At 67.9% G+C, this 21,270-nt stretch carries 19 protein-coding genes and 1 riboswitch; of the genes, 2 read left to right on the forward strand and 17 right to left on the reverse strand.

Going from position 1 to position 21,270, the window contains the following annotated elements:
• Window positions 1–1,007 precede the first annotated feature (1,007 nt).
• The 5 genes from ASE59_RS13435 to ASE59_RS13460 all read right to left on the reverse strand — a co-directional run bounded on the left by ASE59_RS13435 (window position 1,008) and on the right by ASE59_RS13460 (window position 7,563).
• Window positions 1,008–2,173, reverse strand: a protein-coding gene (locus tag ASE59_RS13435; RefSeq protein WP_156360081.1) for an IS3 family transposase whose coding sequence is annotated in 2 segments (ribosomal slippage) — window positions 1,008–1,921 and window positions 1,921–2,173 — 1,167 coding nt in all. Because the reading frame shifts where the segments join, the coding sequence is not laid out codon by codon here.
• A 175-nt stretch (window positions 2,174–2,348) separates the two neighbouring features.
• A complete protein-coding gene (locus ASE59_RS13445) occupies window positions 2,349–3,377 on the reverse strand; it encodes a phytase (protein ID WP_056457142.1) in 1,029 nt (342 codons plus the stop codon).
• A complete protein-coding gene (locus ASE59_RS13450; protein WP_056457145.1) occupies window positions 3,377–6,181 on the reverse strand; it encodes a TonB-dependent receptor in 2,805 nt (934 codons plus the stop codon). The genes ASE59_RS13445 and ASE59_RS13450 overlap by 1 nt, the downstream gene beginning before the upstream one ends.
• Before the next feature lie 170 nt (window positions 6,182–6,351).
• Window positions 6,352–6,795 (reverse strand): peptide-methionine (R)-S-oxide reductase MsrB, encoded by a 444-nt coding sequence (gene msrB, locus ASE59_RS13455; RefSeq protein ID WP_056457148.1) that lies wholly within the window; start codon window positions 6,793–6,795, stop codon window positions 6,352–6,354.
• A 57-nt stretch (window positions 6,796–6,852) separates the two neighbouring features.
• Window positions 6,853–7,563, reverse strand: coding sequence for a dienelactone hydrolase family protein (locus tag ASE59_RS13460; protein WP_056457151.1), 711 nt, complete (start codon window positions 7,561–7,563; stop codon window positions 6,853–6,855).
• A 129-nt stretch (window positions 7,564–7,692) separates the two neighbouring features.
• On the opposite strand from ASE59_RS13460, the gene ASE59_RS13465 reads away from it, so the two are divergent.
• A complete protein-coding gene (locus tag ASE59_RS13465) occupies window positions 7,693–8,535 on the forward strand; it encodes a family 16 glycosylhydrolase (protein ID WP_235515767.1) in 843 nt (280 codons plus the stop codon).
• Here the strand turns inward: ASE59_RS13465 and ASE59_RS13470 are convergent.
• The 11 genes from ASE59_RS13470 to ASE59_RS13520 all read right to left on the reverse strand — a co-directional run bounded on the left by ASE59_RS13470 (window position 8,520) and on the right by ASE59_RS13520 (window position 19,278).
• A complete protein-coding gene (locus ASE59_RS13470) occupies window positions 8,520–9,065 on the reverse strand; it encodes a histidine phosphatase family protein (protein ID WP_056457154.1) in 546 nt (181 codons plus the stop codon). The two genes, ASE59_RS13465 and ASE59_RS13470, sit on opposite strands and share 16 nt — an antisense overlap.
• On the reverse strand, window positions 9,062–9,835 hold the full coding sequence (locus ASE59_RS13475) for an adenosylcobinamide-GDP ribazoletransferase (protein WP_235515768.1): 774 nt from the start codon (window positions 9,833–9,835) through the stop codon (window positions 9,062–9,064). The genes ASE59_RS13470 and ASE59_RS13475 overlap by 4 nt, the downstream gene beginning before the upstream one ends.
• Complete coding sequence (cobT, locus tag ASE59_RS13480) at window positions 9,825–10,829, reverse strand: nicotinate-nucleotide--dimethylbenzimidazole phosphoribosyltransferase (protein WP_056457160.1); 1,005 nt, start codon at window positions 10,827–10,829, stop codon at window positions 9,825–9,827. Before cobT ends, ASE59_RS13475 begins: the two co-directional genes overlap by 11 nt.
• Complete coding sequence (locus ASE59_RS13485; RefSeq protein WP_056457163.1) at window positions 10,826–12,283, reverse strand: cobyric acid synthase; 1,458 nt, start codon at window positions 12,281–12,283, stop codon at window positions 10,826–10,828. Before ASE59_RS13485 ends, cobT begins: the two co-directional genes overlap by 4 nt.
• A complete protein-coding gene (cbiB, locus tag ASE59_RS13490) occupies window positions 12,271–13,143 on the reverse strand; it encodes an adenosylcobinamide-phosphate synthase CbiB (protein ID WP_414899189.1) in 873 nt (290 codons plus the stop codon). Before cbiB ends, ASE59_RS13485 begins: the two co-directional genes overlap by 13 nt.
• Complete coding sequence (locus ASE59_RS13495) at window positions 13,140–13,910, reverse strand: ABC transporter ATP-binding protein (RefSeq protein ID WP_056457165.1); 771 nt, start codon at window positions 13,908–13,910, stop codon at window positions 13,140–13,142. Before ASE59_RS13495 ends, cbiB begins: the two co-directional genes overlap by 4 nt.
• A complete protein-coding gene (locus tag ASE59_RS13500; RefSeq protein WP_056457168.1) occupies window positions 13,907–14,869 on the reverse strand; it encodes a FecCD family ABC transporter permease in 963 nt (320 codons plus the stop codon). Before ASE59_RS13500 ends, ASE59_RS13495 begins: the two co-directional genes overlap by 4 nt.
• Window positions 14,866–15,672, reverse strand: coding sequence for an ABC transporter substrate-binding protein (locus tag ASE59_RS13505; RefSeq protein WP_235515769.1), 807 nt, complete (start codon window positions 15,670–15,672; stop codon window positions 14,866–14,868). The genes ASE59_RS13500 and ASE59_RS13505 overlap by 4 nt, the downstream gene beginning before the upstream one ends.
• The gene (gene cobO / locus ASE59_RS13510; protein ID WP_056457171.1) at window positions 15,669–16,280 is read right to left on the reverse strand and encodes a cob(I)yrinic acid a,c-diamide adenosyltransferase; all 612 of its coding nucleotides are present in this window, start codon (window positions 16,278–16,280) and stop codon (window positions 15,669–15,671) included. The genes ASE59_RS13505 and cobO overlap by 4 nt, the downstream gene beginning before the upstream one ends.
• A complete protein-coding gene (locus tag ASE59_RS13515) occupies window positions 16,277–17,104 on the reverse strand; it encodes an aminotransferase class I/II-fold pyridoxal phosphate-dependent enzyme (protein ID WP_235515770.1) in 828 nt (275 codons plus the stop codon). Before ASE59_RS13515 ends, cobO begins: the two co-directional genes overlap by 4 nt.
• A 245-nt stretch (window positions 17,105–17,349) precedes the next feature.
• Window positions 17,350–19,278 (reverse strand): TonB-dependent receptor plug domain-containing protein, encoded by a 1,929-nt coding sequence (locus ASE59_RS13520; protein ID WP_056457177.1) that lies wholly within the window; start codon window positions 19,276–19,278, stop codon window positions 17,350–17,352.
• Window positions 19,279–19,415: 137 nt separating this feature from the next.
• Window positions 19,416–19,617, reverse strand: a riboswitch (cobalamin riboswitch).
• 25 nt (window positions 19,618–19,642) lie between these two features.
• Between ASE59_RS13520 and cobU the strand changes: the two genes are divergently transcribed.
• Entirely contained in the window at window positions 19,643–20,158 is a 516-nt protein-coding gene (gene cobU / locus ASE59_RS13525; RefSeq protein ID WP_056457180.1) for a bifunctional adenosylcobinamide kinase/adenosylcobinamide-phosphate guanylyltransferase, read from the forward strand.
• 194 nt (window positions 20,159–20,352) lie between these two features.
• On the opposite strand, the gene ASE59_RS13530 is transcribed toward cobU, so the two are convergent.
• Entirely contained in the window at window positions 20,353–21,234 is an 882-nt protein-coding gene (locus ASE59_RS13530; protein WP_056457183.1) for an NmrA family NAD(P)-binding protein, read from the reverse strand.
• Between the last annotated feature and the right edge of the window lie 36 nt (window positions 21,235–21,270).

The raw sequence follows: 21,270 nt of genomic DNA on the forward strand, positions 1-21,270 counted from the left end.
CGCGCTGATCGTACCCACAGGAGTCCGGGGCATCCGCTTTCCAGCAATCTGTTCCCGAACGCACTTTCCCGAAACGGCTAGGTGGAGGTGGACAAATGGAAAGTCGCGAGCTTGCCAAGGCAGCGAGTTTCGGGAAAGCGACGCGCATTGAGAACGGCCAAGATGGGCCATGCGGCGGTCAGCCGCTTCGCGGCTGCGGAGACCCACATGCGGCCATTCGCGCCGTCCTCATGGCTTCTCAACTTCAGACGTTCGTTCGTGTTCGGAGCGGGAGTCGTGCACCCAGCAGCAGCACAGGCCGGGCGGTCGTGAACTGTCTCGAAATGGATCGAAAACGGGAATGTCAGTGCCTCATTCAACTACGAACCTGGTTCTAGCGGCGCGCCGGAGGTTGGACCGGACCACCGCCCGATGAAGCGGCTTGATCGCAGCGAGGTAGATGAACCCGAGGCATTTATTTTATCGGACCACCGTGGTTGCAGAAACCAGACCAGAGCCGCTTGCGCCCCTCTGGAGTAGCAGCAAAATTCGAAAAGTCAGGCGCTGGTCGTCTTCGCCCAAAACCAATTCGTCAACATCGGCTGAGAGGATTGGGAAGAAGTCGACCCGAACCCCTTAGGCATTTGCGTCGCGAAGCTGGGCAGAGGTCTGCAACCCGAACAGACGAACAACTCGGTCTCGGGTCGACAGCAGCACTTTGACCCACGGTTCCGGCTGAGCAAGGATCGCCTACGCGATCGACCGAATATTCGTACCTGCGCCTTGGGGGAATCTGTACGGCAAATGAGCCGACCAAATCCGCCTGTCCGTACCAATTGGAAAGGCGGCTTCAATGGGCGGATTTTGCTCGGTCACGATCATGCTGGAACTCCTGCAATGGAGCTACACCCGGTCGGTGAGAGCCGCAAAAACCACCGTCATCTGCGCGTTCATCGTTCCCGTTTGGGAACGGCAAGCGAGACGCCCTCGGCATTCCCACCGGGATGATGTGACGTGACCCCCGCCTTTCATCCAGCGTCAACCAGAGACCGACCGGTGTTGTTGCGCATGAGCGCAGGTGAAGCAACGGGCGGGGTCAACGCCGCCCGTTGCTGTTCAAGTTCGGCGGCGAATGCCGCCGGGGTGGCGTAGCCAAGCGAGGAGTGCGGGCGCTCGGTGTTGTAGTCATCAACCCATCGGGCAAGGATCGAGCGGGCCTGACCGATCGTGAAGAACAGCGTCTCGTTGAGCAGCTCGTCGCGCATGCGACCATTGAAGCTCTCGACGAACCCGTTCTGCGTCGGCTTGCCGGGCGCGATGTAATGCCACTCGACGCCGGCGTCGCCGGACCAGGCGAGCACTGCGTTCGAGGTGAGCTCGGTGCCGTTGTCGCTGACGATCATCTTCGGTCTGCCGCGCTCAGCGACCAGATCGGCCAGCTCGCGCACGACCCGCCGGCCCGAGATCGACGTATCGATTACCGCCCGGATGCATTCGCGCGTGACGTCGTCGACGATGTTGAGCACGCGGAACCGCCGCCCGGTGACAAGCTGGTCGTGCACGAAGTCCAGACTCCAGCGCTGGTTGGGAAGCACCAGCACCGGTGCAGGCGCCCGCGCGCCCACAGCGCGCCTTCGCCCCTTCCTGCGCCTGACCGTCAGACCCTCTTCGCGGTAGAGCCGCTGGGTCTTCTTGCGGTTGATCGTGATGCCGTCCCGGCGCAGCAGGATGTGCAGCCGCCGATAGCCGAACCGTCGGCGCTGCTGCGCCAGCTCGCACAGCCGCGACCGCAGGTCGCCATCATCTGCTCGGCACGACCGATACCGCATGCTCGTGCGGTCCGCTCCGACGACGGCACACGCCCGCCGCTCGCTCATCCCCAGCGTCGCCTGGAGATGCGCGACTGCTTGCCGCTTCGCGGCGGGCGCTACCATTTTTTTGACAGCAGATCCTTCAGACCCGCGTTGTCGAGCATCGTGTCCGCCAGCAGCCGCTTGAGCCGGGCGTTCTCATCCTCGAGCGCCCGCAGCCGCTTCGCCTCGGATACCTCCAGGCCGCCGAACTTCGCCTTCCAGGCGTAGTAGGTGGCGCTCGACACCCCGTCCTTGCGGCACAGCTCCGTCACCACCGCGCCCGCCTCGGCTTCCTTCAGGATGCCGATGATCTGCTCTTCCGAAAACTGCTTCCGCTTCATTCCGTCCGTCCCTTCGAGGGGCCGGTCTCTAGTTCCAGGTGGATGAAGGAACGGGGGTCACGTCAATACCGCACCGCTTCGCGTCGTTCCGACGCGTCGACCCGCGTCAACGGAAAACGCCGCCCCGGAGCAGGTCCGAAGGCGGCGTTCCGCTTTCCATCGATCGTCAGGCTGTTCAGCGCAGCCGCAGCGACTTTCGCACCTTATCCCACGCCACGAACTTGAAGTTCTGCGTCTGCGGCGCGTTGTCGCCGTCCTGCGCGACCATCAGGCCGTGGCGCAGGCCGGGACCGAAATCGCCGAGCATCAGGTCGATGCCGTCGGTCTCGCTGGTCCCGTCGATCGCGCCGCCGCCGATGCGGAAGCGGCCGACATAGGTGACACCGGGCAGGCGATAGAGGGTGTAGGCGTTGTCGCCCTGACTGCTGACGATCAGATAGCCGCCGGTTCGCCCGCTGGGTGCCAGCGCCAACCCTTCGGCATCGGCGACCAGCGTCGTGCCGTCGACCTTGCCGATCGCCGTGCCAGTGACCGGCGCGGCGGGATCGGCGGCGAACCGCCACAGCCCGAAATCCTCCTCCGCGGCGTAAAGCAGGCCGGTCCGGTCATCAACGACGCAGCCCTCGGCCTGGGTGCCGACCTTCATCGATCGGACGGTGCGGACGACCGGGGTGGCGCCGGTCGTGTCGATCGACACCTGATCGATGCGGCCGTCCTTCATCACGACGAAACCGAACAGCGCCTTGTCCCGGGCGCGGGTCCACAGGCACATGCCATAGGCCTCGCCGGCGCCGACCGGATAGCGCCCCATCGGCACCAGTTTCTTTGCGACCGTGTCGAGCGTGAACAGCGCGACATGCGCCTGTGCCTCATCCGCACGGTCGCTGGCGGCGGCGATGACCCGACCGCCGATCTCGCGCAGGTCGACATTGTTCAGTCGCGCGGCAGGCGTGAAGCTCAGCCGCTTGCCCGACAGCGCATAGACATGGATGCCGGCCTGCTTGTCGGTGCCGATCACCAGACTGTCGGCGGGGTTGCGCCGGTTGCGCCAGATGGCTGGGTCGTCGGCTGCATCCGCAGCGGTGTCGACCGGATCGGTCTCCGCCACCGCCGCGACCAACGGCACCACACCCGGCGTCGCCGCCGGCGGGGGCGTCACCGCACACCCGCCGAGCAACGCCGCCGCGAACGCCAACCGCCGCATCAGAAGTTCACCCGCACGCCGGCCTGATAGCGGCGACCGAACGTCTCGCGCTCGATCGTGTACTGGGTGTTGCGGACATAGCGACGGCCGGGACCGTTCAGCAGGTTGCTGAAGTTGCCGAACAGTTCGACCTGGCTGGTAACCGCATAGCGCAGCGACGCGTCCAGTTCGTTGTCCTTCGCCCAATAGAAGTCGCCGCCATCGACGCCGCGCACGACACCGTTGATGTTCTGGAAATCGCCGAGTTCGTCGAGCCAGCGCGAGCGGTTCTGATACTGGACCCGCGCCGAGAAGCCGTATTTCTCGTAATAGGCGCCGATATTGTACACGGCGTTCGATGCGCCGGGCAGCGGCACGCGGCGGCCATCGGGGGTTTCGGCGCGGCTGCGGTTCAGCGTCGCGTTCAACTGCACGCCAAAGCCGCCGACCCAGTCGGGCAGGCCGAGGTCGGCGACGAACGGATCGAGTTGCTGCTGGATCGCGCCTTCGATGCCGAGGATCGAACCGTCGCCGCCATTGTCGATCGTCGCGAAATCATATTGCGACCGGTCAACCCCGCCGAAGTTCAGGATGTCGCGGCCGAAGGTGCGGCTGGTATCGAACAGCACGTCGCGCAGCTTCTTGTAATAGGCGCCGAACGACAGGAAGCCACCGGTCGACCCATAATATTCGACATAGGCATCGACGCCCATCGCCTTTTCCGGCTTCGCATCGGGATTGCCGCCCGAAATGGTCAGGTTTGCGTCGTTGAAGGTCAGGTTTGGGCGGAGCTGATCATAGTCCGGGCGTGCCGCGCCGGTGCTGAACGACAGCCGTGCCTTCATCTGGTCGGTCACGTCGTAATTCACGTGCAGGCTGGGGTAGACCAGCGTCAGGTCGCTCTTGGCGGTCAGCGGGGTGAAGGTCGTGCCGTTCGGGGTGGCAAAGGCGGACGAGGTGTTGCGGATATGCTCGATCCGTGCGCCGCCGACGACATTGCCCCAATCGGTCACGACCGTCGCCATCGCATAGGCCGAATAGATGCGCTCGTTCACGTCGTACAGATTGGCGGTCTGGTCGACATAGCGGCCGACCGTCTTTGCGCGGTCGACCAGATCGAGGATCTGGTCCTTGCCGAAATATTGAAAGGTGTAGCCGAGCGGGATTTCCCCCTGAAACCCGCCGGGGATCGCGATCTGCGCATAGCCGGTCGGAATGTTGGCGGCAGTGAACTGCGCCGCGCTGTTCAGTTCGAGCAGGCGTTCGTCGACCGACTTGGTGCGATCGTCGAAGCGCAGACCGACGGCAAAGGTCGTCTTTTCCCCCAGCAGGCCGAACACGTCATGTTGCACATCGGCACGCGCGGTATAGGCCTCGGTCGTATCGGCGGCGAGCAGCGAGCGCAGGCGGCTGAGTGAACGCGGGAAATCCTCGATCGCGGTCACCCGGTCACCGCGGGCCAAGGTGCCGTTGGCATTGCGGATGGTGCGGAACAGCTGCACCCGCGCCAGTTGCGGGTCGGTGAAATCATATCCGACGGTAAGGCGGTTGGCGGCATTCGCCCCGTTGGTGCCGAACGACGGGCTGTCATAGTTCAGCTGTGCCGGCTGCGTCCGGTCGTCGATCGAGCGGGTATAGTTGGCGCGCCACGACACCCGCCATGCGTCGAGATCATGGTCGCCGCCCAGCGCGTTGGTGAACACCGACTGCTTGTACGCGCGCACGGTGAAGTTCGAGTTCAGATCGATGCCGTACACCGTGCCCTGCAGGGGGGTGTTGCCGGTGCAGACATCGGCATAGCCGGTCGTGCCGGTGGCCGGGGTCGCATTGACCGCACAGGCGGCGGTGGCGGTCGACAGGCGCGACTGCTGGTCGTCGAGGTCGAAGATATAGTTGTTGCGCTGTTCGTCGTCCTGGAACGCCGAATAGATGGTTTCGGCGAAAATGCGGTGGTCGGACGACGGTTTCCAGTCGAGCCGGGTCGACAGCGCGTAATTCTTCCGGACGAGGCGATAGAGCTTGTTCTCGGTTTCGCGTGCCCAGATGCGGTCGGCAAAGCCCGGCCGCGCGTCCTGCGCCACGGTTTCCCAATCGGTTTCGAAATTGTCGGTGACCATGCCGCGCCGATACAGGCTGGCCGAGGACGACACGGCGAATTCGCCGATGCCGGTGTCGAACCGATCGGACACGACCAGCGACCCTTCGAACTCACGCCGGTCGCCCAGTTCGACCAGACCATAGCCGGCCTTGCCCGCGACATGGAACCCGCTCTGGTCGAAGCCCGAGCGGGTGATGATGTCGACATTGCCCGAGATGGTCTCGCCGACCATGTCGGGGGTCACCGCCTTGCGCACGATGATCTGCTTGGCGATCGCCGAGGGGATCGAATCGAAGCGCGCGGCGCGGCCTTCGGGGCTGACGACGTTGACGCCATCGAACGACAGCGTGGTCCAGCGCTTCGGCGCGCCGCGCAGGTTGACGTAGCGCGCCTGCCCCTGGTCGCGCTCGACGCCGACACCCGGCAGGCGGCTGATCGCCTGCGCGATATTCTGGTCGGGCAGGCGGCCTACCGCGTCCGAGGCGATGACCGAGACAAGCGCGGTGCTCTCCCGCTGAATTTCGAGGGCGGCGGCTTCGGATTCGGCGATCGGGCGGCTGCCACGGACCACGATTTCCTGCTCGCCATCTTCGGGCGCGGCGGGATCGGCGACGACCGGCGCGTCCTCGACCGGATCGGCCAGCGCCGCGGCGGGCAGGAATGCGGCGCCTGCCAGCAATGCACGCACGACGACAGCCCGCGAGGACCGGGCGAAGATACCAACCATGTGAGAAAGCCCCTTGTTAGGGAAGCGTTAACCGCTCCCGTCTTGGGGCTGCCCCTGACGATGGGGCATGAAACGACGATTACGGGGACGTTACGTAATCATTACAGGGCAAATTGTTGCCGATCCGCAACACCCCCCGGCCCGAGGCCGGGGAATGCCGCAGCAAGGCGTTACCCCTCGATCTGATCGAGGTAATCGCCATAGCCTTCCGCCGCCATCGCCTCTTTGGGCACGAAGCGCAAAGCGGCCGAATTGATGCAATAGCGCAAGCCCCCACGGTCGCGGGGACCATCGGGGAAGACGTGCCCCAAATGGCTGTCGCCGCCGGCCGAGCGGACTTCGGTGCGGACCATGCCGTGCGTCGTGTCGCGCAGTTCGGCGACATGGGCCGGCTCGATCGGCTTGGTGAAGCTCGGCCAGCCGCAATGCGAATCGAACTTGTCGGCGGATGCGAACAGCGGTTCGCCCGACACGATGTCGACATAGATGCCGGCACGCTTTTCGTTGAGATATTCGCCGGTGCCGGGGCGTTCGGTGCCGCTTTGCTGCGTCACGTAAAATTGTTCGGGAGTGAGGCGGGCGATCGCCTCCTCGGTCTTGCGATAGTCGGTCATCACATAGGTTCCTTGGCTACCGCCTAGATGGTGCGATCGCGCGGTCGTGCAACCGGATCAGAACAGCTCGTCCAGGAACGCGACGACCGACGCCCAGGACCGGCGATCGGCATCGGCGTCATAGGCCATGCCCTTTTCGGGTGCCGCCGCGTGGCGGTTGGTGAAGGCGTGCATCGCCCGGCCGTGCGCGTGCAGCTGCCAGTCGGCACCGCGCCCGCCCATTTCCTCGGCAAAGGCCAGCACCTTGTCCGGCGCGGCCATCGGGTCCTGCCAACCATGTTCGACCAGTATCTTCGCCGCGATCGGGCCATCGGTCGCCAGATCATTGCCGTCGAGCATCCCGTGCAGGCTGACCACGCCCAGCACGCCATCCGCCCCGCCGCGTGCGAGGTCGAGGACGCACAGCCCGCCGAAGCAATAGCCAATCGCCGCGATCTTCGCTTCATCCACCCGGTCGAGCGACGCCGCGAACGCAACGCCCGCACGCATCCGCTGCAACAGCGCGGCGCGATCGGACAGGAACGGGCCGATCAGGTGGCTGTTGTCGCCCGCCGGATTGCCCTGCACGTCCTTGCCGAACATATCGATGGCGATGCCGACATAGCCGAGTTCGGCGAAGCGCTCGGCAGTCTGGTGCTCGCCCTCGCCGCGCCCGGCCCATTGATGCGCGATCAGCACGGCCGGGGCCGGGCCGTCGCTTGCGGGAAAGGCCACGCCAGCCTGCAACACCGTGTCGCCATCGCTATAGTCGAACTGCTCAACCGTCATTCGTCGCATTCCCTTTCAACATCGCCGCCTGAACGGTCGATAGCATCGGGGGGTTGCGCGAGGACAGGTCCACTTCGTACGGTACCGGGGAAGCGCCGGAATACGGGCGCGATCACAGGAGTTTGCTCGATGCGCACGATGTTGGCGACCTTGCTGGCGGGCATCGCCACCGCAGCCGTGGCACAGGACACACCGACGCTCGGCGCCAGCAACCATGCGGTCGACATCGCCATCGCCCCGCCCGCCGGCACGCCGACCTTCGCCGACGAGTTTTCGGGCAAGACGATCGACCCGAAGCATTGGCGCTTCGACACCAGCCACAATCGCGACGGCTGGTACAATAACGAACGGCAATATTATGCGCCGGCCAACACCCCGGCCAATGCCCGGATCGCGGACGGCGCGCTGGTGATCGAGGCGCGGCGGGAGAAGCCGAAGGGCAGCGATTCCGGCGGACAGGACTATACCTCCGCCCGGATCGTGTCGGTGCAGCCGATGGGCTATGGCTTTTACGACATCCGCGCGAAGCTGCCATGCGGGCGCGGCATCTGGCCGGCGCTGTGGATGCTGCCGCCCGACGGCAAATGGCCCGACGAGGGCGAGATCGATATCCTCGAACTGGTCGGCTACGAACCCGATCTGGTCCATGCGACGCTGCACACCGGCGCCTTCAACCATGCGAAGGGCACGCAACGCGGGGGCTCGCGCCGGATGGCCGACGTCTGTGGCCAATGGCACAACTATCAGCTCGACTGGACCCCAGAGGGGATCACCATCGGCATCGACGGACGCGGCTATATGCGCGTCGCCAACGACCGGCCGGGCGGGCGCGCGGCATGGCCGTTCGACCGGCCGTTCAACCTCATCCTGAACGTCGCGGTCGGCGGCGACTGGGGCGGCAAGATGGGCATCGACGACAGCAAGTTCCCGCAATCGATGCAGGTCGACCATGTCCGTTACTGGCGGCGCTGAAGCACGACCAGTTCGCCACAGGCGGGGATGAAGTCGACCGCACGGGTCACCGGCTGCCCCGCCAGCAGCGCGCGCAGCGTCGCGATCGGCCCGCCATGCGCGACGACCAGCACGGCCGGTTCGCGGGGCAGCGCGTGCCACGCCGCCAGCACCTGCTCGGCAAGGTCGCGCCCGCTCTCCCCGCCGCCGGGGCGATAGTCCGGCTCGGTCATCATCCGGTCCATCTCCGCACCGGTCTCGCGCCAGATCGCGTTCCACGACCAGCCCTCCCATGCGCCGAAATCGCGTTCGAGCCAGCGGGGATCGGTGGTGACCGATATGTCGCGACCGCGCGCGACCTGCTCGGCCAGCTTCCTGGTCCGGATCGCGCCCGAATGGACGATCGCGTCGATCGGGGTCGCGGCAAGATCGGTGGCGATCCGGCCCGCCAACGCCTGACCCTCGCGGCTCAACCCCATGTCCGATCGCCCATAGCAGCGCCCCTTCCACGCCTTCGCAACCGGCGGATGGCGCAGCAGCAGCACCTTCACCGCGCAGCGACCGCCAGCAGCAGCGCCAACTGTCCCATCGCCGCCGCGAAGCCGAGGCAGTCGCCGGTACTCCCGCCGATCCGCTGGACAAGGAACCGCCGCAGCCACAGCAGCAACAGAAGCATCGCCGAAACCGCCGCGCCGGTCGCACCCGGCCGCAACCACAGGATCGGCGCGAGACCGGGCAGCGCCAGCACCCCCGCCAGCGCCAGCCGTCCCGGCGGCATCCGCCCGGCACGCACCGCCATCCCCGACCCGCTCCCCACCGGCGCGACGATCGCCGCCAGCGTCACCGCACACAGTCGCCCCGCCGTCGCCGCCCCGACGATCGCCGCCACCGCGACCGGCGCTGGGAGGGCGACGATCGCCGCGATGCGCAGAACGACCGTAAGCCCGAGGCCAAGCGCGCCATAGCTGCCGATACGGCTGTCCTTCATGATCGTCAGCGCGCGTTCGCCGCTGGCGGTGCCACCGAACGCATCGCAGAAATCGGCAACGGCATCCTCATGAAACGCGCCGGTCAACACCGCCTCGATGATCAGCGCGAGGATCGCGGCGACCAGCGGCGGCCAGAACCGGCCGGCGGCGACGAACACGCCCGCCGTCATCGCGCCGATCAGCGTGCCGACCGGTGGCAGCCACGCCATCGCCCGCGCCAGCCCCGCCGCCGCCTGTTCACCCGTCAGCCGGTTCAGCATCGGCACCGGCAGCCGCGTCAGGAACTGGACCGCCAGCAACGGCGCGGCCCAGCGCGGCACCTCAGTCGGCACGATCCGCCCCGATCTGATCGAGCCGCACCACATCGTTGAGCAATGCCGCCGCCGCGTCGAGCAGCGGCAGCGCGGTCAGCGCCCCGCTGCCCTCGCCCAACCGCATCTCCCATTCCAGCACCGGCGTCAGGCCAAGCGTCGCGAGCGCGGCGCCATGCCCCGGTTCGGCCGAACGATGCCCGGCGATCATCGCCCTTACGCTGCTGGGGGCAAGCCGCTCGGCGATCAGCGCGGCGGCGGTGCTGACATAGCCGTCCAGCAACAGCGTCGCCCCCCGCCCCGCGCCGGTCGCATAAAAGCCCGCCATCGCCGCAATCTCATAGCCGGCGACCGAAGCGATCGCTTCGCGCGGATCGGCGATCCCCTGCGCACGGGCGGTGGCGTTGGCGACCACCCGGCGCTTGGCGGCAAGCAGCGCATCGTCCGCCCCCGCCCCGCGCCCGACCGCCGCTTGCGGGTCGACCCCGGTCAGCAGCGCGGTCAGGCAGGCGGCGGGCGTGGTGTTGCCGATCCCCATTTCGCCCGCGATCAACAGCACCGCGCCTTCGTCGGTCGCCCGCATGGCTTCCTCGGCACCGACGTCCCACGCCGCGTCGAACTGCGCCACGGTCATCGCCGGCCCGGCTCCCAGCGGCGCGGTGCCATCGGCTACCCGCGCGTCACGAAAGAAGCCCGCCCCCGCGACCCGCCCACCGATCATCCCGACATCGACCAGCCGCAACGGACAATCGGCCGCCGCCGCCAGCGCATTGCTGGTCGCGCGGCCCGACAGGATGGTGGCGACCATCATCGCCGTCACCTCGGACGGCCATGCCGACACGCCTTCGCCGACACAGCCATGGTCGGCAGCGAACAACACGGCGCGGCGGGGGGACGTCCGCGCATCGATCCGCCGCTGCGTCAGCGCCAACTCGGTCGCCAGCATCTCCAGCCGCCCCATCGCGCCGCGCGGCTTGGCCAGCGCGTCCAGATGCGCGCGAATATCGTCGATCATAGGGCTTCCCCGGCAATGTCCAGAAGGGCGTCGATATCGAGTGCGGCTTCGAGGGCAGCAGCCACGCCGTCGAGCGCGGCGTCGATCGCCTCGCGGCGGTCGAACGGATCGCCCTGCGCACCGATCCGTCGCAACAGACTGGCGCGCGCGGTAGCAGCGTCGAACAGGCCATGGACGTAGCAGCCGGCAATCTGCCCATCGCGCGCGACCGCCCCGTCGGGCGTACCATCGGCAAATTGTAGAAGTGGCGGGGTACCCGGCGCGACGGTGGTAACGCCGACATGGATCTCATAACCCGCAAACGCCGCCCCGTCCGCCAGCATGCCCGTCGCCGGGCGCGTCGTCTTGACCCCGGCAATTACCGTCTCGACCGGCAGGAACCCGAGGCCGGCGACCTTCCCCGCCGCTCCCTCGATCCCGTCCGGGTCGGCGATGCTGGTCCCGAGCATCTGATACCCGCCGCAAATGCCGATCACCTGCCCGCGGCGCCGGACGTGGGCGGCGAGATCGACGTCCCAGCCCTGTTCGCGCAGGAACGCCAAGTCGGCGATCGTCGCCTTGGTGCCGGGCAGGATGACCAGCGCGGCATCGCCCGGCAGCGGCTGGCCCGGCGGGATCATCCGCAGCCGGACCGCCGGATCATGCGCCAGCGCATCGAAATCGTCGAAATTGGCGATGCGCGACAGCATCGGCACCGCGATCAACGGCCCCTCGCCGCGCTCGCCATCACGCCCCAGCGCCACCGCATCCTCGGCCGGCAGCCTCGCGGCGTCGGGCAGCCACGGCACCAAGCCGATGTCGCGCCAGCCGGTGCGCGCCACGATCTCCGCGCGGCCATCGTCGAACAGCGCCGGATCGCCGCGAAACTTGTTGACCAGAAAGCCGCGGATCATCGCCGCATCGGCCGGGTCGATCACCGCCTGCGTGCCGACCAGCGCCGCGATCACCCCGCCGCGATCGATGTCGCCGGCCAGCACCACCGGCACCCCCGCCGCGCGCGCAAAACCCATATTGGCGATATCGCCGGCGCGCAGGTTGATTTCGGCGGGCGATCCGGCGCCTTCGACCACGACGATATCGACTTGCGTGGACAACCGGCGATAGGCCGCAACGACCTCCGCCAGCAACGCGCTGCGCCGCCACCGATAATCGCCCGCCGCCATCGTGCCCGCGACCCGGCCGCCGACGATCAGTTGCGAGGTGCGGTCGCTTTGCGGTTTCAGCAGCACCGGGTTCATGTCCGTCGTCGGCGGCACCCGGCACGCCATCGCCTGCAACGCCTGCGCCCGACCGATCTCGCCGCCATCCGCACAGACGGCGGCGTTGTTCGACATGTTCTGCGCCTTGAACGGACGCACCCGCAGACCCCGATTGGTCAGCAGGCGACACAGCCCGGCGACCAGCACCGACTTGCCGACGTCCGATCCGGTTCCCTGGATCATCACCCCACCCATGGGACGATCCCGACCAATATCCACAGCAACAGGCAGGCGGTCCGATAGAGGCGAAGCGCGCGCGTCAGATCGGCAGCGTCAGGCCGAGGTCCATCGCCCAGCACCGCGCGGTGCGCCGGCTCACCGTCATAGCTGACCGCGCCGCCCAGCCGCCGCCCCAGCGCCCCCGCCATCGCCGCTTCGGGCCAGCCGCCATTGGGCGATGCATGTCGGCGGGCGTCGCGCTGCATTTCGTGCCAGCCGCCCTGGCCGGCCAATGCGATCAGCGCACCCGCGATGCGTGCCGGTACGAAATTGACGACGTCGTCCGCACGCGCCGATGCCCAGCCGAACGCGCGCAGCTCGGGTGTCCGATGCCCGACCATCGAATCCGCCGTGTTGATCGCCTTCACCACCAACAGTCCCGGCAACCCGAACAGCAACAGGCCCAGCGCCGGCGCGACCACCCCGTCGCAGAAACTCTCCGCCAGACTTTCGATCGCCGCCGTCGCGACGCCCGCTTCGTCGAGCGTATCGGTATCGCGTCCGACGATCATCGCCACCGCGCTGCGCGCCGCGTCCAGATCGGCCGACGCTAACAGCCGTGCGACCGCCGCGACATGATCGTGCAAGCTGCGCTGCGCCAACCCCGTCGTCGCCACCGCCACGGTGACGATCGTCCCCAGCCGCTCGATCGCCAGCCCCAACACTACCGACAGGCCGACCAGCAGCATGACCAGCGCCGCCCCCTCCCGCCGACGCCGCCGGTTCCAGCGGCGCTCGAACCGGTCGATCAGCGTGCCGACGCCCATCACCGGATGCCACCAGCGGTGCGGATAGCCGACCGCCGCCTCGACGATCAGCGCCGCCAGCGCGATCACCGCGCGACCGGCAGGATGTAGCGATGCCCTTGCGGGGTACGGCCGATCTCGACGTCGATGCCATAGGCTTCGGCGATGGCCGACGCGGTCAGCACCGCATCCGCTTCGCCGCTCGCGACGATCCGCCCGTCCTTCAACAGCACCGCATCGTCCGCGACCCGCGCCGCCAGATGCAGGTCGTGCAGCACTAGCACCACGCCCCGCCCGCCCGCCGCCACGCCGCGCAACCGCGCCAGCACGTCCAGCTGATGCGCGGGGTCGAGGCTGGCGAGCGGTTCGTCGGCCAGCAGCCAGTAGGGCTCGCCGGCCAGTACCCGCGCCAGCAGCGCGCGCCCCCGCTCGCCGCCCGACAGCCGCTCGACGCCGCGGGTCGCCAGATCGGTCATGTCGGTCGCCGCCAACGCCGCCTGCACCGCATCGCGATCAGCCTGCGTCTCGCCCCACCGCCCGCGATGCGCGAACCGCCCCAGCCCGACCAGCGTCGCGACATCGATGTCCCAATGTACGTCGGCGGATTGCGGCAGCAGTCCGATCGCCCGCGCTCGCGCACGACGGTCGATCGCCTGCACATCCTCGCCGCCCAGCCGGGCCGCGCCGCTGTCGGGCTGGCGCAGCGCGGCGAGGCAGGCGAGCAGGCTGGACTTGCCCGCGCCATTCGCTCCGAGCAGCGCGGTCACCCGCCCCTGCCGGAACGCGAACGACACATCGTCCAGCACGCGCTTACCGCCCAGCGTCAGCGCGATCGCATCGGCCACCAGATCGGTCATGCCAGCCTCCGCCGCATCGCGATCAGCAGGTAGAGGAAGAACGGCCCGCCCAGCATCGACATGGCGATGCCCAGCCGCAGCTCGCTGACCGTCGGGGCGAGCCGCACGAGGCTGTCGGCAAAGGTCAGCAGAACCGCCCCGGCAAGGGCCGAGGGCAGCAGGATCGCCGACGGCCGGTTGCCCGCCAGTGGCCGCACCAGGTGCGGCACGATCAGCCCGACGAACCCGATGATCCCCGCCGACGCCACCGACGCGCCGACGGTCAGCGCGACGCCGACGATGACCAGCCGTTGCAGCCGCGCCGGATCGACCCCCATCGACCGCGCCGCCGCCTCGCCCAGCGTCAGCGCGTCGAGCGCCCGTGCGGTCATCGCCAGCACGCCCATGCCGGCGGCGATCAGCGGTGCGGCGACCTTCACATCATCCCAGCTGCGATCGGTCAGCGCGCCCATCAGCCATGTCACGATCGACGACGACACGAACGGCGTCGGTGCAAGGCTGATGGCGAGCGCGGTCAGCGACCCGGTGATGCTGGTCAGGATCATGCCGCCCAGCGTGAACAGGATCAGGCTGCCCGACCGGCCCGCGATCAGCGCCAGCAGCGCCATGGTCACCCCCGCCCCGACCAGGGCGAAGCCAGGCAGCAGCCACATCTGCGCGGCATAGCCGCAATACAGCGCTACGACGGCACCGAACGCCGCGCCCGACGACACGCCGAACAGCCCCGGATCGGCCAGCGGATTGCGCAGATACCCCTGCATCACCGCGCCCGACAGCCCCAGCGCCGCGCCCACCAGCAGCGCCAGCACGGTGCGCGGCAGGCGTAGTTCGACGATGATGATGGATCGCGGATCGTCGGCGGTCCATGCGTCGAACGGCACCCACACCTTCCCCGCCGCGACCGACAGCGCGGCGGCAAGCAACAGCGCTACGAGCAGGCCGATGGTCAGCCGCTTCATGACGTCACCTGCGCGTGAACCTGCCGCAACCGCGCCATCGCCGCGATGATCGTCGGCCCGCCGCAATTCATCAGCCGCGTCGGATAGGGGGCGACGGTGATATGCATCGCCAGCCGCCGCACTGCCGGATGGCCGGTCATGCGGTCGTCCTGCACGCCCTCCGGCGCGGTCGACAACAACACGCGCGGCGGATCGGCGACCAGATATTCGAGCGGCAGGACGTCCCATTGCTTGAGGCCATATTTCGCACTCATGTTCCGAAAGCCCGCGCGCTGGAGCAGGTCGTCGGCCAGCGTGCCGCTGCCCGGTACCAGCCCGTTCCCCTGCCACACCAGCGCTCCCACCGGCGGCACCCGCGCCGGGGTCGCCGACGCCGCGATCCGTGCCGCCAGCACTTCGCCCCGCGCGGCATGGCCGGTCGCGGTGGCGATCGCACGGACCTGATCCATGCTTTCGGTCACCGATTCCGCCACCGGATATTGCACCAGCGCGATCTTCAACCGTTTCAGCGCGGCGATCGTCGCCGGTTCGACATGCGGGCCGGCCAGTACGATATCGGGGCGCAGCGCCATCACTTCCTCCGCCGTGCCCGACGTCGCCTTGAACCGGCGCGCCCAACCGAGCGGGACGGAGGTCGCGCGCACATCCTGCGAATAATGGCTGATGCCGACGATCTGCGCCGGATCGGCGACGCGGGCCAGCACCGCATCGACGCACGGATTGATCGACACCACCCGCGGCAAGCGCGGCGCAGCCGACAGCAACGCCGGCGCGGCCAGCAGCAGGGCGATCGGACGGATCAATATTCGACGCCCTTCTGCGCCTTGAACCCGGCATGATAGGGGTGCTTCACCTCGCCGAATTCGGTGATCAGGTCGGCGATCTCCAGCAGTTCGGGCTTCGCATTGCGGCCGGTGATGCAGATATGCTTGGTCAGCGGCCGGTCCTCCAGGAAATCGACGATCTCGGCGATCGGCAGGGTGTCGTCGCGCAGGACGATGTTGAGTTCGTCCAAAATCACGAAGTCGATCGCGGGGTCGAGGATCATCTCCTTCGATCGCTCCCATGCGGCGCGGGCGGCGGCGATGTCCTTGGCCCGGTCCTGCGTGTCCCAGGTGAAGCCTTCGCCCATCACCTCGAAGCTGGCGAGGTCCGGATGCGCATCGAAGAAGTTGCGCTCGCCCGTTTCCCACTTGCCCTTCACATATTGCAGGATCGCGACCTTCATCCCCCAGCCGATGCTGCGGATCGCCATGCCGAACGCGCTCGACGACTTGCCCTTGCCATTGCCGGTATGGACGATCAGCAGCCCGCGTTCGAGCGTGCGGCGCGCCTGCATCTTTTCGCGGGCGACGGCCATGCGCTGCATCCGCGCATTGTGGCGGGCATGATCTTCGGGCGTCTCGGTCATGGGTGATACTCCGCAAGGGCGGTGGTCAGACGGGCCATCGCCGGACCGTCGGGCGGCAGGCCGATCCGCAACCGGTCGCACCGGTCGGCGAACGGGCGGGTGAGGATGGCATGGTTGCACAGATGACGGAACAGCGCGTGCGCGTCATCGGTCTCGATCAGGCGGAACAGCGGCGCGTGGCCGACCATCTGCCAACCCGCCAGCGCATCGTCGAGCAATGCACCGACCGCTTCGATCCGTCCGGCCTGCGCCGCAGCAAAGGCGCGATCGGCATAGGCCGCCGTGCCGATCCGCACCGCCGCGCTCGACACCGGCCAGTCGCCGAGCAGCTGGCGCAGCGCCGCCGCCACCCCGCCGCCAGCGATCACGAAGCCCAGCCGCAATCCGGGCAGGCCATAGAATTTGCCGAACGACCGCAGCACGATCAGCCGGTCCGACGCCTGCGCCGCCAGTCCCGGCGCGGGGTCGGCATAGGCTTCGTCGACGACCAGCATCCTCTGCCCCGCCAGCGCGAGCAGACGGTCGGGCGGCGTGACGAAGCCGTCGGGATTGGCGGGACTGGCCAGCACCAGCAGATCGGCATCGCCCGGATCGGCAAGGGCCGCGACCGCGCGTGCATCGGGCCATGCGGCGACGTGACCGGCATAGCCAGGCCACACCACCGCCGGCCGCTCCGCATTCAGAATCACCGCCAACAGCCGTAGCGCAAGGTCGGTGCCGGGCACCGCGACCACCCGCGCCGGGTTCGACACCCCGAACGCCATCGCCGCCGCCGCTTCGAGCGCCGCCATCTCGCCCGGTTCGGGCAGCCGGTTATAACCCAACGCACTCCCCTCCCTGACAAGGGAAGGGTTGGGGGTGGGTAGGCCGGTTGTGGAACACTCCCTTGCCCTCGCAGGCCAACCCACCCCCGCCCCCTCCCTTGTCAGGGAGGGGAGTGACGTCGTGCCGACCGGATAGGCCCAGGGCGCGATCCCGGTCGACAGGTCGATCCAGTCGTCCCCGCCGAACGCGCGCGCGGCGGCGGCGACCCGTCCGCCATGCGCACAAAATTCGGCAAGGTCGACCATCAGTAGCTGAGCCTTACGCCACCATAGGCGGCGCGCCCCGGCGTGCCGTATTGAAAGATCGTCTGATAGCGTTCGTCGAACAGGTTCTCGACGCGGCCATAGACCTGGATCCGCTCGGTCACCGGGAACGATGCGCGCAGATCGGTCAGGACATAACCGTCCAGCCGCCGTGCGTTCGACGCATTGTCGAAACTGTCGCCGATCATCGTGACGGTCGCGCCGACGCCAAGACCGAACGCCCAGCGATAATCGGCGTTGACGGTCAGGCTGTCGGCCGGACGCCGCGCCAGCTTGCGCCCGAAATTGGCGGTACCGGCCGAACGGTTCTCGGCATCCAGCCACGTATAAGCGGCGGCAACGGTGAATGCCTCCACCGGACGCAGCTTCAGCGCGAACTCCAGCCCCTTCGCCTCGGCACGGGCGATATTGTCATAGGTGCCGTTCGGCTTGCCGGCGCAGATACCAGTGGTCACGCCGAAGCAGGACACGAACGCGATCAAATCTTTCGACGTACGGTCGAACCACGTCGCGCTCGCCTCTACCGCACCATCGAGGCCATATTGGGTAATGCCCGCATCCCAACCCTGCGAGCGTTCGGGGGTCAGCAGCGCGTTCCCATATTCGCTCTGCAACTGGTACAGCGTCGGGGCCTTGAACCCTTCGGAATAGCTGGCGCGCAGCAGCGTGTTGCCGCGATTGGGCGACCACACCCCGCTGCCCGAAAACACCGTCGCCCCGCCGAACACATTGTGGTCGTCATGGCGCACGCCGCCGGTCAGCGTCAGATTCTCGATCGGCGTCACCGCGATCTGGCCATAGACGCCCAGCAGCCGCGCGCGACCGGTCGTCGCCGGGCCACCGAAGCTCGCCGTGGTGAAGCGCGACACTTCGCGTTCGACGCCGAACGTCGCGAACACGGCGTCGGTGACGTCGAACGACCCCTGGTAATCGATCCGGTCGTTGCGCCCCTTGCCCCGGAACGTCTCGGTCGGGATGCCGTCGGGGTCGGTATTGGTCCGGTTGCTCGACGTATGGGCATAGCCGATGCGATTGCGGAACCGCCCGTCGAACAGCGCGGCGTTCAGCCCGGTATAGCCGGTCCATTGCTCGGCATCGCCATATTCGCGGGTATCGCCGAAGCTGAACGTCGGGGCCGGGAAGCCGTCAATCTCGGTCCGGCCGTTCGAATAGAAACCGCGCACATCGACCGACACGGCATCGGCCAGCGCCACCGACACGCTGCCGTTCGCGCCATAATTGCGATAGCCGTCCGCCTCACGCCCCGGCGCATAGGCCGAAATGCCGTCGGTGGTCAGGAACCCGCCGCCGATGCTGGCCGACACCGGTCCGACCTTGCCCGAGACGTTGGCGAAACCCTGTCCGGTACCGAACGAGCCGCCCTCGCCGCGCACATTGACCGACAGTTCCTCGGTCGGCTGGCGGGTGATGAGGTTGACGACGCCGCCGATCGCCTGGCTGCCCCACAGCACCGACTGTGCGCCACGCAGCACTTCAATGCGCGAAATATTGCCGATCAGCAGGTTGCCGAAATTGAACCCGCCGCCGGGCGACGACGGGTCGTTCAGCTTGACGCCGTCGATCAGCGCCACGGTCTGGTCGCTGTCGGCGCCGCGGATGTTGACGCTGGTCGACGTGCCGATGCCGCCATTGCGGGTAACGGTGACGCCCGGCGTCTGGCGCAACAGGTCGGACACGACCACCGCCTGCCGCTGTTCGATGGTGGCGAGGTCGAGCACGGTCACCGCCTGCCCGACGGTATCGACCGGACGTGCCTCGCGGTTGGCGGTGACGATGATGTCGTCATCGCCCTGCGCCACGCGTTCGAGGCCGGCGGACGACTGCGCGCTCTGCGCAAAGCTCGGGGTTGCCGCCAACAGGCAGGGCAGCAACAGGAAACGGGTCTTCATTCGGGTAATCCCCCTTGGCATCAAACAAGGGGACGCGCGGCGCGGGCGCCGGAACAGGCTGTTCTCGCACGCGCACGACCCCCAAACGACGTCGTCACGCGAGGAAACCCTCGATCGCCCGGCACACCCCGTCCGCGCGAAGGACAACCGCGACGGGCAGGTCTCCTGGCTCCCGGGTCGTCGCCTTGCCCGGCCTTCCCGGACGGATGTCCAGTGGCACGCAGGGGAGCAAGGCTCGCCGGTCACAGTTGCGGGGGCAGCCCCGGATGACGCGTGCGAAACGCGCTTCCGGGTTCCCTTTTCATCCCATTTCTGGGAACCTGTCGCATCCGCGCCCTTAGAGCGCATCGGGGCACAGGACAAGATGGCGACGAGTTTGTTCGTGGGCGGCGCACGCTCGGGCAAGAGCCGCCTGGCGCAGCAGGCGTGCGAGGCGCTGGCGGGGCCATGGACCTATCTTGCCACGGCAGAGGCGTGGGACGAGGAGATGACCGACCGCATCGCCCGCCACCGCGCCGATCGAGGCCCCGGCTGGCACACGGTCGAATGTCCGGTCGATCTGGCGGCGGCGATCGATGCCGCGACGGGACCGGTGCTGGTCGATTGCCTGACGCTATGGCTGTCGAACCTGATGCTCGGCGACCACGACATTGACCGCCACAGCGCCAACCTGCTCGCCGCGATCGGCGGGGCGCAGCATCCGGTGCTGCTGGTCAGCAACGAGGTCGGCATGGGTATCGTGCCCGACAACCCGCTCGGCCGCCGCTTCCGCGACGCGGCGGGGCGGCTCAATCAGGCGGTGGCGGCGAAGGTCGATCGCTGCTGGTTCGTCGTGGCGGGCATGGTACTGCCGCTGGAGCGGTTCGAGCCCGCACCCTGACAATATCCCCGCATCGGCGAGACTTTAGCGAAACGCTCTTCTCGTACCCCGGCGAAGGCCGGGGCCCAGTTGGGGGACGTCGGTAAGGTCGGGAAAAGCCTTCCCAACTGGACCCCGGCCTTCGCCGGGGTACGGTATTTCTTAGGTGATCGGGCGACTTTCGCAGGCCTTGCCTCCGCGAGGATACGGCCGACTCACTGCGCCACCACCTCCCGCAACGGGGTCCAGTCCACATCATAGCGCCCATTGTCCACCGGTGCACTCGGCGCCCGCCCATCGAACATGTTGTGCAGATACTGCATTCCCTGCCACGCCGGAAACACCTGATCGCGCGCGGGAAACAGCCGGCGCGTCACGGCGATCATCCGCGCCAGCGAGCCCAAAGACCCGGCACGCAGCAGCCCGTACGGCTTGCCCGTCACCTCCCCCATCAACGCCGCCAGATCGCGCGCGCTGACCTGTGCGCCGGCAATATGCAGGTCGCGGGGCGCGGCCGGGTCGAGCGCGGCGGCGGCGGTGTAGGCGGCGACATCGTCCTTGGTCGTCAGTGCGAACTTCACATCCGCATCACCCCAATACAGCACGCGCCGCACCCGCCGCTGGATCAGCGGCATCTGACCGTTCAGCATATCGGCGAACGCGCCGTTGAAGATCGACGTCGCCATGATCGGCGCGGTGTCGATCCGGGTGCGGAACGCGCGGCGCAGGTCGAAATTGCGGTTGGTGCCGGTCGGCAGCGCGCGATAGTCGATCGAGAAATCGGACGGAATGAACCGCGCGGCCCCGCCGCCCAGCGCCGCATCGAGCAGCCGCGTCTGTGCGTCGAGGATCGTTTCGCCCAGCCCGTTCAGCGCCGAAACCACGCACACCACCCCGCGGCAGGCATGAGCCAGCGCCTGCGCGTCGCCGAAATCGACCGGATGCGGATCGGCCCCGATCGCCTCCAGCGCTGCGATCCGGTCGGGCGTGGTGCCGGGGCGGACCAGCGCCCGCACCTTCGCCCCGCGCGCCACCGCCGCCTTCGCGATCCGCCCGCCCAAATCGCCGGTCGCCCCCGCGACGATGATCGTGTCCATGTCCGTTTCCCGTCTGTCGTCCCGACGAACCGTCAG

Source organism: Sphingomonas sp. Leaf10 (assembly GCF_001421245.1).
GTDB lineage: Bacteria > Pseudomonadota > Alphaproteobacteria > Sphingomonadales > Sphingomonadaceae > Sphingomonas.

Bases quoted from the DNA above. Each gene is read 5' to 3' on its own strand.
- ASE59_RS13445 (WP_056457142.1), bottom strand. From the start codon at position 3,377: ATGCGGCGGTTGGCGTTCGCGGCGGCGTTGCTCGGCGGGTGTGCGGTG.
- ASE59_RS13450 (WP_056457145.1), bottom strand. From the start codon at position 6,181: ATGGTTGGTATCTTCGCCCGGTCCTCGCGGGCTGTCGTCGTGCGTGCA.
- msrB (WP_056457148.1), bottom strand. From the start codon at position 6,795: ATGACCGACTATCGCAAGACCGAGGAGGCGATCGCCCGCCTCACTCCC.
- ASE59_RS13460 (WP_056457151.1), bottom strand. From the start codon at position 7,563: ATGACGGTTGAGCAGTTCGACTATAGCGATGGCGACACGGTGTTGCAG.
- ASE59_RS13465 (WP_235515767.1), top strand. From the start codon at position 7,693: ATGCGCACGATGTTGGCGACCTTGCTGGCGGGCATCGCCACCGCAGCC.
- cobT (WP_056457160.1), bottom strand. From the start codon at position 10,829: ATGATCGACGATATTCGCGCGCATCTGGACGCGCTGGCCAAGCCGCGC.
- ASE59_RS13485 (WP_056457163.1), bottom strand. From the start codon at position 12,283: ATGGGTGGGGTGATGATCCAGGGAACCGGATCGGACGTCGGCAAGTCG.
- ASE59_RS13495 (WP_056457165.1), bottom strand. From the start codon at position 13,910: ATGACCGATCTGGTGGCCGATGCGATCGCGCTGACGCTGGGCGGTAAG.
- ASE59_RS13500 (WP_056457168.1), bottom strand. From the start codon at position 14,869: ATGAAGCGGCTGACCATCGGCCTGCTCGTAGCGCTGTTGCTTGCCGCC.
- cobO (WP_056457171.1), bottom strand. From the start codon at position 16,280: ATGACCGAGACGCCCGAAGATCATGCCCGCCACAATGCGCGGATGCAG.
- ASE59_RS13520 (WP_056457177.1), bottom strand. From the start codon at position 19,278: ATGAAGACCCGTTTCCTGTTGCTGCCCTGCCTGTTGGCGGCAACCCCG.
- cobU (WP_056457180.1), top strand. From the start codon at position 19,643: ATGGCGACGAGTTTGTTCGTGGGCGGCGCACGCTCGGGCAAGAGCCGC.
- ASE59_RS13530 (WP_056457183.1), bottom strand. From the start codon at position 21,234: ATGGACACGATCATCGTCGCGGGGGCGACCGGCGATTTGGGCGGGCGG.